Genomic DNA, 15,470 nt, shown 5'->3' with positions numbered 1-15,470 from the left:
AAATTCATTGCTTCTTTTTTTACTATTGTGCGAGATTACTAGAAGATCAACCGCTTTTTTCAAAATTGGATCTGATCGCTCGACAATTCGACGACTCACTGATAAAAGGGTCACAATATAGAGAAGCTATAAAGTACTCACGAAGAATACTTGCAAGAGCCTATTCATCAGGCATTACGTCTAAACGGGCTCATACTAAGCTTGTCCGCGAATCTAACGCGAGCCCCATTCAATTATTTTTGCCGTAAATCACAAAATAAATTGTGGATGTTTGAAAAGACTCTCTTAATCGGTTGTGAAATCATTGAATTTCTAGTTCGACACCATAAACTCAACGTTATATTCAGTTATCAGAGATAAACTCATGACAAAGAAAGTAATAGCAGAATTTGATTTACTGCTTATCGCAAACCAAATTATCCAATCACATGATGACTACATTGAAGGCATGCGCGCAAACAGCGTAGTAGAAAAAGACGATGTACTCGTCTTCAAAGGTGAATACTTCTTAGACAGCAATGGAATGCCGACCGAGAATACAACCGCGGTATTTAACATGTTTAAATACTTAGCGCACCACCTTTCGAAAGAATTTACAATTCAGCAATAATTAAAAAGCTTGCCATTTAGGCAAGCTTTTTCAGTTCCTGAACCTTTACTGGCTCAGCATTTTCAACTTATCGAAGTAATCAGGGAATGTCTTTGACGTACAACCTGGATCGTTAATCGTCACAGGCGTATCGCTCAAAGCAACCAGTGAGAAACACATCGCCATACGGTGATCATCGTAAGTATCAATCGCCGCGTGAGTCAGTTCTGCTACAGGGTTAACAATGATGTAATCTTCACCCTCTTCCACTTCAGCACCAACTTTGCGTAGCTCTGTAGCCATTGCAGCCAAGCGGTCTGTCTCTTTCACACGCCAGTTGTAGACATTACGGATTGCCGTTGTACCTTTAGCAAACAACGCGGTCGTCGCGATAGTCATCGCAGCATCTGGAATATGATTATAGTCCATATCAATGCCTTTCAGCTCACCACAACGAGAAATAACATAGTCGTCACCCCATTCGATTTCGGCACCCATTTTCTCAAGCGCATCAGCGAATTGGATATCACCTTGGATACTGTTTTTACCAATACCAGTAACCTTAATCTCACCACCTTTAATCGCAGCCGCAGCAAGGAAATATGACGCAGATGATGCATCACCTTCAACCAAGAAATCACCCGGTGCCGAGTAAGATTGCCCAGTGGGAATAACAAACTCTTGGTAATCATTATTGATCACGTCCACACCAAATTGCTTCATGATGTGCAGCGTAATATCGATGTAAGGTTTAGAAACTAATTCACCTTCAATTTTAATGGTCACTTCACCTTCAGCTAAGGGCGCAGCCATCAAAAATGCCGTCAAAAACTGGCTAGAGATAGAACCGTCGATAGAAACCGTACCGCTCTTCAAACCTGTACCTGTGATCTTCAATGGTGGGTAGTTTTCGTTTTCTAAGTATTCAACGTCGGCACCAGCAGCTCGCAGTGCAGTTACTAAATGGCCAATTGGGCGCTCTTTCATGCGCGGCTCACCAGTAAGAACGTATTCACCGCGACCTAAACATAGTGCAGCCGCCAGAGGACGCATCGCCGTACCCGCGTTACCTAAAAAAAGCTCTAGGGCTTTATCACTTGAGAATACACCACCAACACCCGTTACTTCACAAACAGTTTTGTCTGCAGACAGCTGATAATTAACACCTAGTTGAGTCAAGGCATTCAACATATGGCGAATGTCATCACTGTCTAGCAAGTTTGTTAGGCGAGTGGTTCCCGTTGAAAGTGCAGCCAAAAGAAGTGCACGGTTGGAAACGCTTTTTGAACCAGGTAGGTTAACTTCCCCGTTCACTTTTTGAATTGGTTGTAACGTAAGGCTTTCCATTAAATCTTATAGTCCTTGTACCACCCGAAGTCACTGGCGCGTATTTATTTTCGGGTGATGAATAATTCTTCGTACTTGCAGACTAACGAACTTTTCCAACGAACTCCAGAGCTAATCCCACTCAATCAGGTGATTAATTAGCCAATCAATCGTATTTATATACTAGTACACTAGATCAACTCGAACACCATCTGAAAAATAGAGAATTCGTACATCATCGCCTCGGTTAAACAGCATCGAGTTATCGACATCTTGGATGATGTTGACCAACTTATCGTCTTTAGTTTTGACCAATAACTCGACCAGTTTGTACTCTACTTTATATTGTGTGTTACCGCGGTTACGAGCAATACCCGCACCTGCTACTGCACCGACAGCTGTCGCTACTTCTTTACCGGTGCCGCCGCCAAACTGGTTACCAATCAAGCCACCAATCGCCGCACCTAACAAGGTTTCCCAACCATTCGCTTTCGATTCAACGATCTCTTGCTGAGTGATGTATCTAACCGTATTAATCTCACCATAAACCACCTCGTTTACTGGTCGAGCTTGGTTTCTGTTGTAAGCTGCATTTGCCAACATGGGCAAAACAAGTAAAATCCAAAGCAACTTCTTCATGGTAAAACTCCTAAAGACCTCTTGGTCAGTGATTAATCTGTAATGCGGTACTTATGACTATATACCTAACCGAACTTGATACTACTAGTATAGAGTTTCCTTCGCCTTTCGACGCGCTTGATGAACCCAACGGTCTGCTCGCCTTCGGTGGTGATTTATCACCAATGCGAATTTTAAACGCTTATAGCCAAGGTATATTTCCATGGTATGGCCCAGGTGAGCCTATACTTTGGTGGAGCCCTGCACCGCGAGCGGTATTTAATCCTAAGACATTCGAACCGTCAAAAAGTCTTAAAAAGTTTCAAAGAAAGCACAATTACCGTGTCAGCATCAACCAAGCGACGGACAGAGTAATTGGGTATTGCTCTTCACTAAGACCCGAAGAAGAAACCTGGCTAAACAGTGACATGCAGTCAGCCTACCGCAAACTCGCTTCATTAGGTTTCTGCCACTCGGTTGAGGTTTGGCAAGATGATGAGCTAATCGGCGGACTTTATGGCTTACAAAGAGGCCAAGTCTTTTGCGGTGAATCGATGTTCAGCCTAAAGAGCAATGCCTCTAAAATTGCGCTGTGGTACTTTTGTGAACACTTTACACAATTCGGCGGACAAATGATTGATTGCCAAGTCATGAACCCTCACTTGGAATCCTTAGGCGCTATCGAGGTTGATAGGGATGAATTCCTAGGTTCCCTGCAATTACTCAAAGAATTCTCCGTTAACGATGCATGCTTTAAAACCCAATGGCTAAAGGAAATGCCTTAATGAATCCAGATTTACAACAAATCAGAATTGGATTAACAGACAATCACGCTTGCAGCTACTTATCTCACCTCGAAGAGAGAGTGGCGGTCACGCTTGATGAACACATGCACACCTCAGATAACTATGAAGTTCTGCTTGCGAATGGATTTCGCCGCAGTGGAGCAACCATTTATAAGCCACATTGCGATAATTGCTCAGCATGCCAAGCGATTCGGCTTTCTATTCCTGAGGTAAAGCTTTCCAAAAGCCAACGACGAATCCTTAACAAGGGAAAATCACTGCGTTGGGAACTGAAAGATGAGATGGATGACAACTGGTTTGATTTATACAGTCGCTATATCACCGCTCGTCACCGTTCGGGAACCATGTATCCACCAAAGAAAGAAGAGTTTCTACAGTTCTCTAAAAATGAGTGGCTTACTACAAAGTTCATGCATATCTATGATGAGAACAAGTTGGTTGCTATCGCCGTAACCGACATCATGACTCACTGTACAAGCGCATTTTATACCTTCTTCGATCCTGATATCGACATTTCGATGGGAACACTTGGCGTTCTATTTCAGATCCAACATGCCCAGAAAGAACAAAAACAATGGTTATATTTGGGTTATCAAATCGATGAATGCCCTGCGATGAACTATAAAGTACGATTTCAACGTCATCAAAGGCTAGTAAATCAGCGGTGGCAAGGGTAGAATACGCGACAACTTTACATATTTTGATTTTAACGGCACAATCAAGCCGTTGAAAACCGCCAAATTTCGAAAGAGGATTAGATGGCTAAAGAAGACGTAATCGAGATGCAAGGCACTGTCCTTGATACTCTACCAAACACAATGTTCCGTGTTGAGCTTGAAAACGGTCACGTAGTGACAGCACACATCTCTGGTAAAATGCGTAAGAACTACATCCGTATTCTTACTGGTGATAAAGTAACTGTTGAGATGACTCCATACGACCTTTCTAAAGGCCGCATCGTCTTCCGTGCTCGTTAATTTTTAATTATCGACTACGATAAGAAGCGGAGCTTAATGCTCCGTTTTTTATCGCCTAAATTTTTTACCACTCCAACATCTCTCGCATCTCTCGCATCTCTCGCATCTCTCGCATCTCTCGCATCTCTCGCATCTCTCGCATCTCTCGCATCTCTCGCATCTCTCGCATCTCTCGCATCTCTCGCATCTCTCGCAAGCATAAAAAAACGCACAACCGAAGTCATGCGTTTTATATTTAAACTTTTGATTTATCAATCACTTCGTTAGTGCATAACCTCTTCTTTAGCACCGACATAAACAAAGTCTAGGTCGTCTTTCTTCAGGGATACCTTCACAGTACCTCCGTCGACTAAACTACCAAACAATAACTCATTTGCCAGTGGCTTCTTAAGCTTGTCTTGAATAACACGTCCCATCGGACGAGCACCCATGGTCTTATCGTAACCTTTGTCTGCTAACCAATGGCGAGCATCTTCAGAAACCTCTAAAGATACGCCACGAGCATCCAGTTGAACCTGAAGCTCGACAATAAACTTATCAACAACTTGGCTAATCACAGTTGGATCAAGGCTGTTGAACCAAATGATATTATCGAGACGGTTACGGAACTCAGGAGTAAATACCTTCTTGATTTCGCCCATCGCATCTGGCGCATGATCTTGTTGGATCAGGCCAATCGATTTCTTCTCCGTTTCAGCTACACCAGCGTTAGTCGTCATCACTAAGATCACGTTACGGAAATCCGCTTTACGACCATTGTTATCAGTTAGCGTGCCGTTATCCATAACCTGTAGCAACAAGTTAAAGATATCTGGGTGAGCTTTTTCGATCTCATCAAGTAACACAACAGAGTGCGGGTTCTTGATTACGGCGTCAGTTAGCAGACCACCTTGATCGTAACCAACATAACCAGGAGGAGCACCAATCAAGCGGCTCACAGAGTGGCGCTCACCGTACTCAGACATATCAAAGCGTAGAAGCTCAATGCCCATCAATTTAGACAGTTGAACTGTCACCTCGGTTTTACCTACACCAGTAGGACCAGCAAACAAGAATGAACCAACTGGTTTATTGTCAGCGCCCAATCCGGCACGGGTCAGCTTAATCGCTTCACTCAACACATCGATTGCAGGATCTTGTCCGAATACCAACATTTTCATGCGGTCATCCAGTTTCTGTAGCGTGTCTTTGTCTGAAGACGATACTGACTTCTCTGGAATACGAGCCATTTTCGCAACCATTGACTCAATGTCCGCCACGCTAACCGTCTTCTTACGACGGCTTGCTGGTGCCAAACGGCTACGAGCGCCCGCTTCATCGATTACGTCAATGGCCTTATCGGGAAGGTGACGTTCATTAATGTATTTAGCTGACAGTTCCACCGCTGCACGCAACGCTTTGTTGGTATAGCGCACTTCGTGGTGAGCTTCGTATTTTGGCTTCAAGCCAATCAGAATCTTGGTAGTGTCATCTAGCGATGGTTCAATAATATCGATTTTCTGGAAGCGACGAGCTAGCGCACGCTCCTTCTCAAAAATACTGCTGTACTCTTGGTACGTTGTTGAGCCGATGCAACGTAATTTACCACTGCTTAGTAGTGGTTTAATTAAGTTTGCCGCATCAACCTGACCACCAGAGGCAGCGCCAGCACCAATAATGGTGTGGATCTCATCGATGAACAGAATCGCATCTTCTTCTTTCTCTAGTTGCTTAAGAATCGCTTTAAAACGTTTCTCAAAATCACCACGATACTTCGTTCCTGCTAGCAGCGAACCAATATCCAGAGAATAAATCACGCTGCTCTGAATGATTTCAGGCACTTGCCCTTCAACGATACGCCATGCTAAGCCTTCCGCAATGGCAGTTTTACCTACACCCGCTTCACCCACTAACAGAGGGTTGTTCTTACGACGACGACACAGAACTTGGATAGTACGTTCTAGCTCTTTGTCACGACCGATTAGTGGGTCAATATTGCCCTGCTTCGCTACTTCGTTAAGGTTAGTAGCAAAGTTTTCTAAACGGTCTTCGGAATTCGCTTCTTCAGCATTTTCTGCACCACCAAATGAATCAGATGGTGAAGGACTGTCTCCTTCATTGCTGGCTTTGGTAATACCGTGTGAGATGAAGTTAACAATATCTAAGCGGCTAATGTCATTTTTCTTAAGAAGATATGCCGCGTGAGATTCTTGCTCACTAAAAATAGCCACAAGTACGTTAGCACCTGTTACTTCTGCTGCGACCTGAAGATTGAACATGAAAAACAGCACGCTGAAGTACTCGTTGAAAACTCAGCGTAGGCTGGGTTTCACGAGTCTCGTCGCTTTCAGGGATAAGTGGAGTCGTTTGATCGATAAAAATATCGAGCTCATTGCGAAGAGCATCGAGATCAGCCTGACAAGCTTGGAGCGCTTCCTTGGCCGCATCATTTTCTAATAATGCTAGTAGGAGGTGTTCGACAGTCATGAATTCATGTCGCTTGTCTCGCGCACGAGCAAATGCGCCATTTAAACTCGTCTCTAATTCTTTATTTAGCATAAGTACCTCCTAAGGGAACAACAGTGTTGTTCGAGCAATTTATACTTGCTCCATTGTACATAGTAGCGGATGCTCATTTTCCTTTGAGTACATCGTGACCTGCGCTACCTTTGTTTCCGCTATTTCAGCACTGTACGTACCGCATATAGCTTTACCTTCATAATGAACCTTGAGCATCACTTCCGTTGCTTTTTCGATATCTAGTGAGAAGAATCGCTCTAGGATCTCGATTACAAAGTCCATAGGCGTGTAATCATCGTTATTTAATACAACGTTATACATTGCCGGTGGCTTTACTTTTGTCGCTTCTTTCTCCAGTAAATCTGAGCCTGGAGATGCCCATTCAAAGTTTCTGCTCATATCGCTTTGCTAAGGGTTATTTTTCGGAAGTCGTGAGTGTTTACCTAACTTAAATTTACCACATTCACGCTTTACGGTGTACTAAGAAACTGCACCGAGAAACAGTACCAAAAAATATTCCTCTATACTGAGCCTAATCCACCATTTCCATCGCTGCAAATAAAAGATCTCGATTAACAGGATTAACATATGTGATTGATTAAAAAGACACCATAACTATTGATACTGACGATAAGATCACCGCTAAGTTACTATTTAGTTAATAGTTTGCAGTTAATCTCGAATGTGATTTGTTATTAAAATTGATCAATTTTATACCAATTTGCTATTGACTGTGCTCAATCATTAGCTACATTGGAGCTAAAAGGTTTTTTAATACATTTTTGCAACATGATTTAAAACAAGTAACACGCTTTAAAAATTAACAATAAGGAATAATTACGCAGGGTAGCGTTAATTTCCGTAAGCAATGTATGAGATTCAAGCTATCAGCTGAAATTCTTTAGCTGGTAAGAATGATATCAATTGAACTTACAACTATTGATATAACAACGTTAGTAACAAAATGCATGAGGGATGTATAGCATGGCTACAGGTACAGTAAAATGGTTTAACAATGCCAAAGGGTTTGGCTTTATTTGTCCAGAAGGTGAAGACGGCGATATTTTCGCGCACTACTCCACAATACAAATGGAAGGTTATCGAACCCTAAAGGCTGGTCAGCAGGTCGACTATGAAGTAGAAAGTGGTCCTAAAGGCTCGCACGCTAGCTCCGTTGTTCCTGTAGAAGGCAGCGCCGCAAAATAGGCGAAGCCAACTCATGTTAACCTCCATCAATCGTCATTAACGGCTGACAGGTAAACAGAATATTGAAACCGCTCATTTAATGCCTGTAATACAGGATTACGTGAGCGGTTTTTTCGTTCCGGGATCTCTAAAGTTGCTCACTGGACAATCAGTTCGAGAATCTATTCTATTAAACTAGGTCTTAGGAAGTATTAGAAAGAAAAAAGATGCTTTAACGTTATCGTTAAAGCATCTTTCATTTTGACTTTATCTATGACTTAGCTGTTAGGCCAAGTAACTCGTTAGCAAATCACGTTCATGGCTGACTAACGATGAGTCCAATCACTATGCATCAATAAATGCGTTTAGTGTTGAGCTTGGACGCATTAGTGTTGAAACCAGTGCATCATCAAGTAGGTAGTAACCACCTAAGTCGCCAGCGACACCTTGAGCGTTGTTTAGCTCTGCAACAATAGCTTCTTCACTTTCAGCCAGTTGACTTGCCACACCTGCGAACTCAGCAGCAAGATCAGCATCAGCCGTTTGCTCAGCAAGCGCCTTAGCCCAGTATGCCGCTAGGTAGTAGTGGCTACCACGGTTATCAAGCTCTCCTACTCGGCGTGAAGGGGACTTGTTGTTGTCTAGGAATTCACCCGTTGCTTTATCAAGCGCGTCCGCTAGAACTTGTGCCTTAGCGTTACCCGTTACTACGCTCAGGTGCTCTAGAGATGCCGCTAGTGCCAAGAATTCACCTAGAGAATCCCAACGTAGGTGGTTTTCTTTCTCTACTTGTTGTACGTGCTTAGGAGCAGAACCGCCAGCACCTGTCTCAAACAGACCGCCACCGTTCATTAGTGGAACAATCGATAGCATCTTAGCTGATGTACCAAGCTCTAGAATCGGGAACAAGTCTGTTAGGTAATCACGTAATACGTTACCTGTAACCGAAATAGTATCGAGGCCTTCTTTGATACGAACCAGTGAGTATTGAGTCGCTTCAAGTGGAGCAAGGATCTTAATTTCAAGACCATCAGTATCGTATTCAGGGAGGTACGCTTCAACTTTCTTAATAAGCTGAGCATCATGCGCGCGTGACGCATCTAGCCAAAATACCGCTGGGACACCCGATGCACGAGCACGAGTTACCGCAAGCTTAACCCAGTCTTGGATTGGTGCATCTTTAACCTGACACATACGGAAGATGTCGCCTTCCTCTACGTCTTGCTCTAGAAGCACAGAGCCTGAAGCGTCAACAACTTGAACCTGACCAGCAGCTTCAAGGATAAAAGTCTTATCGTGAGAACCGTACTCTTCAGCTTTTTGAGCCATCAAGCCAACGTTTGGTACGCTACCCATCGTTGTTGGATCGAACGCGCCGTTCTCTTTACAGAAATCAATAACCGCTTGGTAAATGCTCGCGTAGCTGCGATCTGGGATCATAGCTTTGGTATCTTTTTGCTTACCTTCTGGATCCCACATTTGACCAGAAGAACGCAGCATTGCAGGCATAGAAGCATCAACAATGATATCGCTTGGAACGTGTAGGTTTGTAATACCACGATCCGAGTCAACCATCGCTAGTGGTGGTTGAGTCTCGTATACCGCTTGTAGATCAGCTTCGATTGCCTGTTTTTGCTCTTGAGGAAGCGATGCAATCTTCGCGTATACATCACCGATGCCGTTGTTAACATCCACACCAAGCTCTTCAAATAGCTGACCGTGTTTAGTGAATACGTCTTTATAGTAAACCTTAACCGCATGACCAAAGATCACAGGGTCAGATACTTTCATCATCGTCGCTTTCATATGAAGAGAAAGCAGTACACCTTGCTCTTTAGCCGACGCTATTTCTTTCTCGAAAAACGCAACCAAAGCGGCCTTGTTCATCACTGACGCATCAATGATCTCTTTATCTTGCAGTGCAAAAGCTGGCTTCAATGTTTTCTTCGCGCCATCTTTGCCAACGAATTCAATGCTAACTTCCGTAGCACCTTCAATGGTTACTGATTTTTCGCTACCGAAGAAGTCTTTGTCGTCCATACTTGAAACGTGCGACTTAGAATCTGCAGACCATGCACCCATTGAATGTGGGTTTTTCTTCGCATAGTTTTTTACTGAAAGTGGAGCGCGGCGATCCGAGTTACCTTCACGTAGTACAGGGTTTACTGCACTGCCTTTGATTTTATCGTAAGTCGCTTTAACGGCTTTCTCTTCGTCGGTGTTTGCTTCTTCTGGGTAGTTTGGAAGTGCGTAGCCTTTTGACTGTAGTTCTTTGATTGTTGCTTGCAACTGAGGCACAGATGCAGAGATGTTTGGAAGCTTGATAATGTTCGCTTCTGGTGTCTTAGCCAATTCACCTAGTTCTGCTAATGCATCACCAATGCGTTGCTCTTCGTTCAAATAATCAGGGAAGTTGGCAATAATGCGCCCTGCAAGTGAAATGTCGCGAGTATCAACGTTAATACCAGAAGAAGCTGTAAAAGATTGAATGATTGGCAGCAGAGAGTAAGTTGCTAGCGCCGGAGCTTCGTCTGTAATGGTATAGATGATCGTTGGTTTTTCAGTAGGCATGAAATTTCCCTATAGTTCTTACAAGCTCACTTAAGTAGTGAGAGTGTTATAAATTGACCAGTAAGCCACTCAAAGAGTGAAAACTGCTTACTCGATAGTCGTACTCTATCTTATTTTTCATGCAATCTTGATGACAGCATGAACCAAATCCGTGAGTGCGTTGTTATAATAAAACACGAAGGTATAATTAAACAAATCAGGCTTAAGAGTCCATCAACTTGTTCTATTTTGTGTCATTTAGGCGCGCAAATGATAGCTCAATTCCGTTTCAGTGAAAACTTTTCAGCACACTTCGTTTACATTTTTGCAAGGTAGTTAACATGTCTACTCGCTCACGCAGCGCATCTCGTTCAGACAAACCGGCTCGTTCTGGTGCAACATTAAAACAAAGCGGTAATAGACAGAGCCGAAGCAGCGATAAAAATAACACTGGCAGTTCGCACATAAAGCAACACTCCAGTAAGCACCGATATAAAGGTAAATCAACCAACACAAAACCTAAGGTGGCAATCGAAGATCGCAAAGTGATTCTGTTCAATAAGCCTTTTGATACTCTCAGCCAGTTCACTGATGGTGAAGGGAGAAAAACGTTAGCGGACTTTATTCCCGTAAAAGATGTTTACGCGGCGGGTCGACTTGATCGCGACAGCGAAGGTTTAATGGTATTGACCAACGATGGCATCTTCCAAGCCAAATTAACTCAACCAAACTCAAAATCCCCAAAGACTTACTGGGTACAGGTTGAAGGCGCACCTTCTGAGGAAGATTTAGATAAATTGAGAAAAGGCGTTGAGCTAAAAGACGGTATGACGCTGCCAGCAAAGGTGGAGTCAATGGCAGAACCTAAGGTGTGGGATAGAAACCCTCCAGTCCGCTTCAGAGCCGCGATACCGACAACATGGCTAGCTATCACAATCATTGAAGGGCGTAACCGCCAAGTAAGACGAATGACAGCCAATATCGGCTTCCCTACCCTGCGTCTTATCCGCTATTCAATGGGCAACATGAATGTGGGTCAGCTACAGCCTGGTGAATGGAAAGAAATCTAAAATCACACAGCCTACAATATCTAAATTGCCGCTAATAGAGCGGCTTTTTTATATCTACTGATAAATCGTAGATACAAAAAAGCCAGTCATAAGACTGGCTTTTTTCAACATTTAACAATTACTAATTAAGTAACTATTAGAAGCTGTAGAATGCAGCAGCGAATACGTAAGTTTCTTCGTCGTTACCGTCACCAGCATCTAGGTCTTGAAGGATATCGATACCCATGTCTACGCGGTCGTTAAGCGTGTACATTGCTGCAACGTTGATGCGAGAAACATCTTTATCAGCTTGGCCGTCTTCAGTCGTAGAGTTAGCGTTGTAACCAGCAGCAAGAGTTAGTTGCTCAGTTACTGGGTAACCAGCAGAGATGTAGTAGCCAACAGTTTCTAGGTTAGTAGTGTTTTTACCAACTAGGTCACTTGCGTCACCTTCGTTGATCCAGAAGTTAACACCTAGGTCTAGTTCGCCAACTTTAGAGTTACCAGATACAGAGTAAACTTGGTAATCAGCTTCGTCACGAGTTTCGTAGCCACCGTATACATTTACGATTTCACTTTCGTAACCAACGTAACCATTCACACCTTTGTCAGCTTTGTCATGATCATCATCAGTTTCGAAGTAAGAGATACCGTAAGCAATACCAGAAGTAGCACCTTGGAACTTAACTACGTTGAATGCGTCAGATGCGTCACCAGCAGAAGAACCGAACTCGTATGTGTTGTCGCCTGCGCCATCTACTTTATCAAGAGCAGTATCATTTTCCCAACCGAAAGATGCAACACCAAAACCAGTGTCAAAACCTAACCAAGCTTTATCTACGTCAGTACCGAATTCGTTCTTAACGTCCCATGGGTTTTTCTTATCGTCTGTAGTCCAGTTAAGTTCGAAATCAGTCTCGAAGTAACCTACTAGGCGGTTGTTTTTGTAGCTAACTGCTAGAGTAAGAGCTGTTGCCCAGTCATCGTACATAGCGTTAGTTTTAGTGTCGTAGTAACCACCAAGACCAAGTGAACCAGAAACAGAGAACTGCTCTTTGTGCATTGGGTCAAATTCGAATGTTGGTTTTGCGTTTTCTAGGCCCACGTTCGCGAAAGCTGAAGTTGAAGCTGCTGCGATTGTTAGAGCTAATAGAGTCTTTTTCATAATAAATCCACTGCCTTTTCTAAGAATGGGAGATCCTTGCCCGGTTCCCTTTTTTTATTTTTTGTGACTGGTCATTACCACTCTTTGTTGGTTAATCACCGTCACTAAATTTCGAGGTCTAGATTGCAAAAGATTATCCTGCGTGTCAAATAAACTAAAAACAAACCTAAAAAAACACAAACCAATCAAAATCAAACACTTACATTTTTTTCATCATTTTACGAGCAGCTTATCCTTAGTTTTATCAGCAAATATAATAATCCAAAAAATGTAACAAATAGAATTTAACTCCAACAACAACTCAAATAACAGCCCATTAGTAGAATTTAACACCTATAGGTCAGTGTTTTTTAAAATTTATATTTCACAACATAAATAAAAACGTTAAGTTCCTGATGGTTCAGTTTTTTTTTGTGAACAAGATCTACCTTTGATTCAAAAGCAAGCTATTTTGCGGTAAATGTACCGACTAGTGATATGTGCTACTATCCTCGCTCCGTTACGTAGGTCACAGTATGCTAACTACTAAAATTCAAAAATCTATTCGCACCAGTTATCAAAACCTCCAAGATCAGTTGGACAACTTTGTACCTCGACGTGCTCAAAATTACCTTGTTGCAGAAATAGCGAAGACACTTTGTGGTCAATACCACAAAAGTAATCGCATGATTGTTGCAGAGGCAGGAACAGGGATTGGAAAATCGCTGGCTTATTTAATGGCTACTATTCCAGTAGCAGTGCTCAATAACCGAAAAATAGTTATTTCAACAGCGACAGTTGCGCTACAAGAACAGCTCGTTAACAAAGATCTCCCTCTATATAGAAGACTGACTGATAGAGAGTTTTCTTTTATATTAGCTAAGGGCAGACAGCGTTATTGTTGTTCCGAAAAGCTAGCTGCGGCTTGTGGAGTTGATGGTGGTCAAATGGCCATGTTCGAATCTAAGCCAAAAAAGAAAGATATCGACCAACTTCAAACTATGTACCGTAGCTTGACTCAAGGTAAATGGGATGGTGACCGCGATTCGTGGCCAAAACCTATCGACAATATGATTTGGCAGATGATCGTCAGTGATAAGCATAGTTGTAACAACAGCATGCCAACTCACAGAGATTGCCCTTGCCAAAAGGCACGTTCAGAGCTAGATAAAGCAGACGTTATCATCGCTAACCACAGTTTGGTAATGGCAGATGCTGATCTAGGCGGCGGTGTAATACTGCCCGAGCCAGAAAATAGCATCTATATATTCGATGAGGCTCACCACTTACCGCATGTCGCGAGAGATCATTCTTCCGCTGCTGCGAGCTTAAAAGGGGCCGCTTCATGGTTAGAGCGTTTGAATCAATCAATCACTAAGCTTTCAGGCCTAGCAGACGAGAAGCGCGTCCATCGATTTAGAAATGAACTGCAAGACTCAGTGCAACAGCTGATCCCTACTCTGACTCAAATGTGCAAACAGTTTGACGCTAACCACTTTGAGGACGGCCTGTACCGCTTCGAACATGGTGACTTACCTGAGTGGCTAGAGAATGAATCTAAAGATCTCAAGCAACTCACACAAAAGGCGAGCCAAGCCGTTGCGAAGATTGCAGACCTAATTGCAGAGCGAGTTAAAGACGGAGAGCTTTCAGCAAAGCTAGCAGAGCCTGCGCTTGCGGAGATTGGCTTCTATATACAAAGAACAGAAAACCTTGCTCAGGTTTGGCGCTTAATGGCCGAACCTAAGCGCGAGAAAGGGGCTCCTTTAGCTCGCTGGCTTGAACTCAATAAAGAGAGTGAAGGCGATTTCGTCGTGAATGTTTCTCCACTCGAAGTTGGTTGGCAGCTTGACCAACAGATTTGGAGCCGTTGTGTTGGTGCGGTGCTTGTTTCTGCGACCATGAGAGCACTCAACTCGTTCAGCTTTTTCTGTCACCAAGCGGGGATCAGTCAAAAAGAAGAAGATGGCGTGCAATTTCTGGCTTTAGCATCACCGTTTGATTACCAGAAGCAAGCTGAGCTGATAGTGCCGGCAATGAAGTACGAACCACAAGCACCTCAGTTTACCGAATATCTTATTGAAATTTTGCCTAAGGTAATTGAAGACAAAAAAGCCAACCTCGTTCTATTCTCTTCTTACTGGCAAATGAACAAAGTTGCAGAGGCTTTAGCAACAGATTTCGTTAAAAAGTCATGGGCATTGCAGGTTCAAGGTGATACTTCACGAACTGAAATCCTAAAAAAACATAAAAAACTCATAGACCAAGGTAAAACCAGCGTTCTTTTTGGAACAGGCAGCTTTTCTGAAGGTCTTGACCTACCGGGAGAGCTTCTAGAAAACCTGGTTATTACCAAGATTCCTTTTGGGGTTCCTACCTCTCCTGTAGAACAAGCACATTCAGAATATATTGAATCACGTGGTGGTAATCCGTTTATGCAGATTACTGTTCCAGAAGCGAGTAAAAAGCTTATTCAATCAGTGGGTAGACTGCTGCGTAAAGAACGAGATTCTGGTAAAGTCACGATCCTTGATAGACGCATAGTAACGAAGCGATATGGAAAGTCCTTACTCGATTCACTACCGCCTTTTAAAAGAACAATAAAATACTAATTTCCCTGCCCTTGAGGTAGTTATGGGCCTGTCATCGCTAGGCCCTTGCATTCACAACCCAACATGACTAATCCATCGATTCTTCATGTGGCTGCCCTATCAGCCGATAACGAGA

At 43.1% G+C, this 15,470-nt stretch carries 12 protein-coding genes and 1 pseudogene; 7 read left to right on the top strand and 6 right to left on the bottom strand.

The genetic code is table 11. From position 1 onward, the window contains the following. Positions 1–364 precede the first annotated feature (364 nt). A complete protein-coding gene (locus AB8613_RS14245) occupies positions 365–610 on the top strand; it encodes a YciN family protein (RefSeq protein WP_017062104.1) in 246 nt (81 codons plus the stop codon). A gap of 45 nt (positions 611–655) precedes the next feature. On the opposite strand, the gene aroA is transcribed toward AB8613_RS14245, so the two are convergent. Together aroA and AB8613_RS14235 are read right to left on the bottom strand one after the other, a co-directional pair. Continuing rightward, positions 656–1,936, bottom strand: coding sequence for a 3-phosphoshikimate 1-carboxyvinyltransferase (gene aroA, locus AB8613_RS14240; protein ID WP_146492188.1), 1,281 nt, complete (start codon positions 1,934–1,936; stop codon positions 656–658). 162 nt (positions 1,937–2,098) lie between these two features. Further along, on the bottom strand, positions 2,099–2,554 hold the full coding sequence (locus AB8613_RS14235) for a glycine zipper 2TM domain-containing protein (protein ID WP_372383985.1): 456 nt from the start codon (positions 2,552–2,554) through the stop codon (positions 2,099–2,101). A 53-nt stretch (positions 2,555–2,607) separates the two neighbouring features. Here AB8613_RS14235 and aat point away from each other — a divergent pair, with 53 nt between their 5' ends. The 3 genes from aat to infA all read left to right on the top strand — a co-directional run bounded on the left by aat (position 2,608) and on the right by infA (position 4,316). Then, entirely contained in the window at positions 2,608–3,318 is a 711-nt protein-coding gene (gene aat / locus AB8613_RS14230; protein ID WP_019820980.1) for a leucyl/phenylalanyl-tRNA--protein transferase, read from the top strand. Continuing rightward, a complete protein-coding gene (locus AB8613_RS14225) occupies positions 3,318–4,016 on the top strand; it encodes an arginyltransferase (protein WP_029405336.1) in 699 nt (232 codons plus the stop codon). Before aat ends, AB8613_RS14225 begins: the two co-directional genes overlap by 1 nt. An 81-nt stretch (positions 4,017–4,097) precedes the next feature. Beyond that, entirely contained in the window at positions 4,098–4,316 is a 219-nt protein-coding gene (gene infA / locus AB8613_RS14220; protein ID WP_001040192.1) for a translation initiation factor IF-1, read from the top strand. Positions 4,317–4,579: 263 nt separating this feature from the next. Here the strand turns inward: infA and clpA are convergent. Together clpA and clpS are read right to left on the bottom strand one after the other, a co-directional pair. After that, positions 4,580–6,854, bottom strand: a pseudogene (gene clpA / locus AB8613_RS14215) (ATP-dependent Clp protease ATP-binding subunit ClpA). A 39-nt stretch (positions 6,855–6,893) separates the two neighbouring features. Then, entirely contained in the window at positions 6,894–7,214 is a 321-nt protein-coding gene (clpS, locus tag AB8613_RS14210; RefSeq protein ID WP_004737430.1) for an ATP-dependent Clp protease adapter ClpS, read from the bottom strand. A 585-nt stretch (positions 7,215–7,799) separates the two neighbouring features. On the opposite strand from clpS, the gene cspD reads away from it, so the two are divergent. Continuing rightward, a complete protein-coding gene (gene cspD, locus AB8613_RS14205; protein ID WP_004736548.1) occupies positions 7,800–8,021 on the top strand; it encodes a cold shock domain-containing protein CspD in 222 nt (73 codons plus the stop codon). 324 nt (positions 8,022–8,345) lie between these two features. Here the strand turns inward: cspD and AB8613_RS14200 are convergent, their stop codons facing one another. After that, positions 8,346–10,571 (bottom strand): NADP-dependent isocitrate dehydrogenase, encoded by a 2,226-nt coding sequence (locus AB8613_RS14200; RefSeq protein ID WP_285953233.1) that lies wholly within the window; start codon positions 10,569–10,571, stop codon positions 8,346–8,348. Between the two features lie 320 nt (positions 10,572–10,891). Here AB8613_RS14200 and AB8613_RS14195 point away from each other — a divergent pair, with 320 nt between their 5' ends. Then, the gene (locus AB8613_RS14195) at positions 10,892–11,620 is read left to right on the top strand and encodes a pseudouridine synthase (protein ID WP_372383984.1); all 729 of its coding nucleotides are present in this window, start codon (positions 10,892–10,894) and stop codon (positions 11,618–11,620) included. A gap of 136 nt (positions 11,621–11,756) precedes the next feature. On the opposite strand, the gene AB8613_RS14190 is transcribed toward AB8613_RS14195, so the two are convergent. Further along, positions 11,757–12,764 carry a porin gene (locus tag AB8613_RS14190; RefSeq protein ID WP_285953232.1) on the bottom strand — a complete coding sequence of 336 codons (1,008 nt, stop codon included), beginning with the start codon at positions 12,762–12,764 and terminating at the stop codon, positions 11,757–11,759. Between the two features lie 515 nt (positions 12,765–13,279). On the opposite strand from AB8613_RS14190, the gene dinG reads away from it, so the two are divergent. Further along, entirely contained in the window at positions 13,280–15,355 is a 2,076-nt protein-coding gene (gene dinG / locus AB8613_RS14185) for an ATP-dependent DNA helicase DinG (RefSeq protein ID WP_372383983.1), read from the top strand. Positions 15,356–15,470: the final 115 nt, after the last annotated feature.

Origin of the sequence: Vibrio sp. BS-M-Sm-2 (assembly GCF_041504345.1) — a bacterium.
Lineage (GTDB): Bacteria > Pseudomonadota > Gammaproteobacteria > Enterobacterales > Vibrionaceae > Vibrio > Vibrio satsumensis.
The sequence above is the reverse complement of the archived record's forward strand: the minus strand, read 5'-3'. Positions and strand labels throughout refer to the sequence as shown.

Excerpts from the sequence above, each read along its gene's own strand:
- AB8613_RS14225 (WP_029405336.1), top strand. The coding sequence starts at position 3,318 with ATGAATCCAGATTTACAACAAATCAGAATTGGATTAACAGACAATCAC.
- aroA (WP_146492188.1), bottom strand. The coding sequence starts at position 1,936 with ATGGAAAGCCTTACGTTACAACCAATTCAAAAAGTGAACGGGGAAGTT.
- AB8613_RS14235 (WP_372383985.1), bottom strand. The coding sequence starts at position 2,554 with ATGAAGAAGTTGCTTTGGATTTTACTTGTTTTGCCCATGTTGGCAAAT.
- cspD (WP_004736548.1), top strand. The coding sequence starts at position 7,800 with ATGGCTACAGGTACAGTAAAATGGTTTAACAATGCCAAAGGGTTTGGC.
- AB8613_RS14190 (WP_285953232.1), bottom strand. The coding sequence starts at position 12,764 with ATGAAAAAGACTCTATTAGCTCTAACAATCGCAGCAGCTTCAACTTCA.
- infA (WP_001040192.1), top strand. The coding sequence starts at position 4,098 with ATGGCTAAAGAAGACGTAATCGAGATGCAAGGCACTGTCCTTGATACT.
- AB8613_RS14245 (WP_017062104.1), top strand. The coding sequence starts at position 365 with ATGACAAAGAAAGTAATAGCAGAATTTGATTTACTGCTTATCGCAAAC.
- AB8613_RS14200 (WP_285953233.1), bottom strand. The coding sequence starts at position 10,571 with ATGCCTACTGAAAAACCAACGATCATCTATACCATTACAGACGAAGCT.
- clpS (WP_004737430.1), bottom strand. The coding sequence starts at position 7,214 with ATGAGCAGAAACTTTGAATGGGCATCTCCAGGCTCAGATTTACTGGAG.
- AB8613_RS14195 (WP_372383984.1), top strand. The coding sequence starts at position 10,892 with ATGTCTACTCGCTCACGCAGCGCATCTCGTTCAGACAAACCGGCTCGT.
- dinG (WP_372383983.1), top strand. The coding sequence starts at position 13,280 with ATGCTAACTACTAAAATTCAAAAATCTATTCGCACCAGTTATCAAAAC.
- aat (WP_019820980.1), top strand. The coding sequence starts at position 2,608 with ATGACTATATACCTAACCGAACTTGATACTACTAGTATAGAGTTTCCT.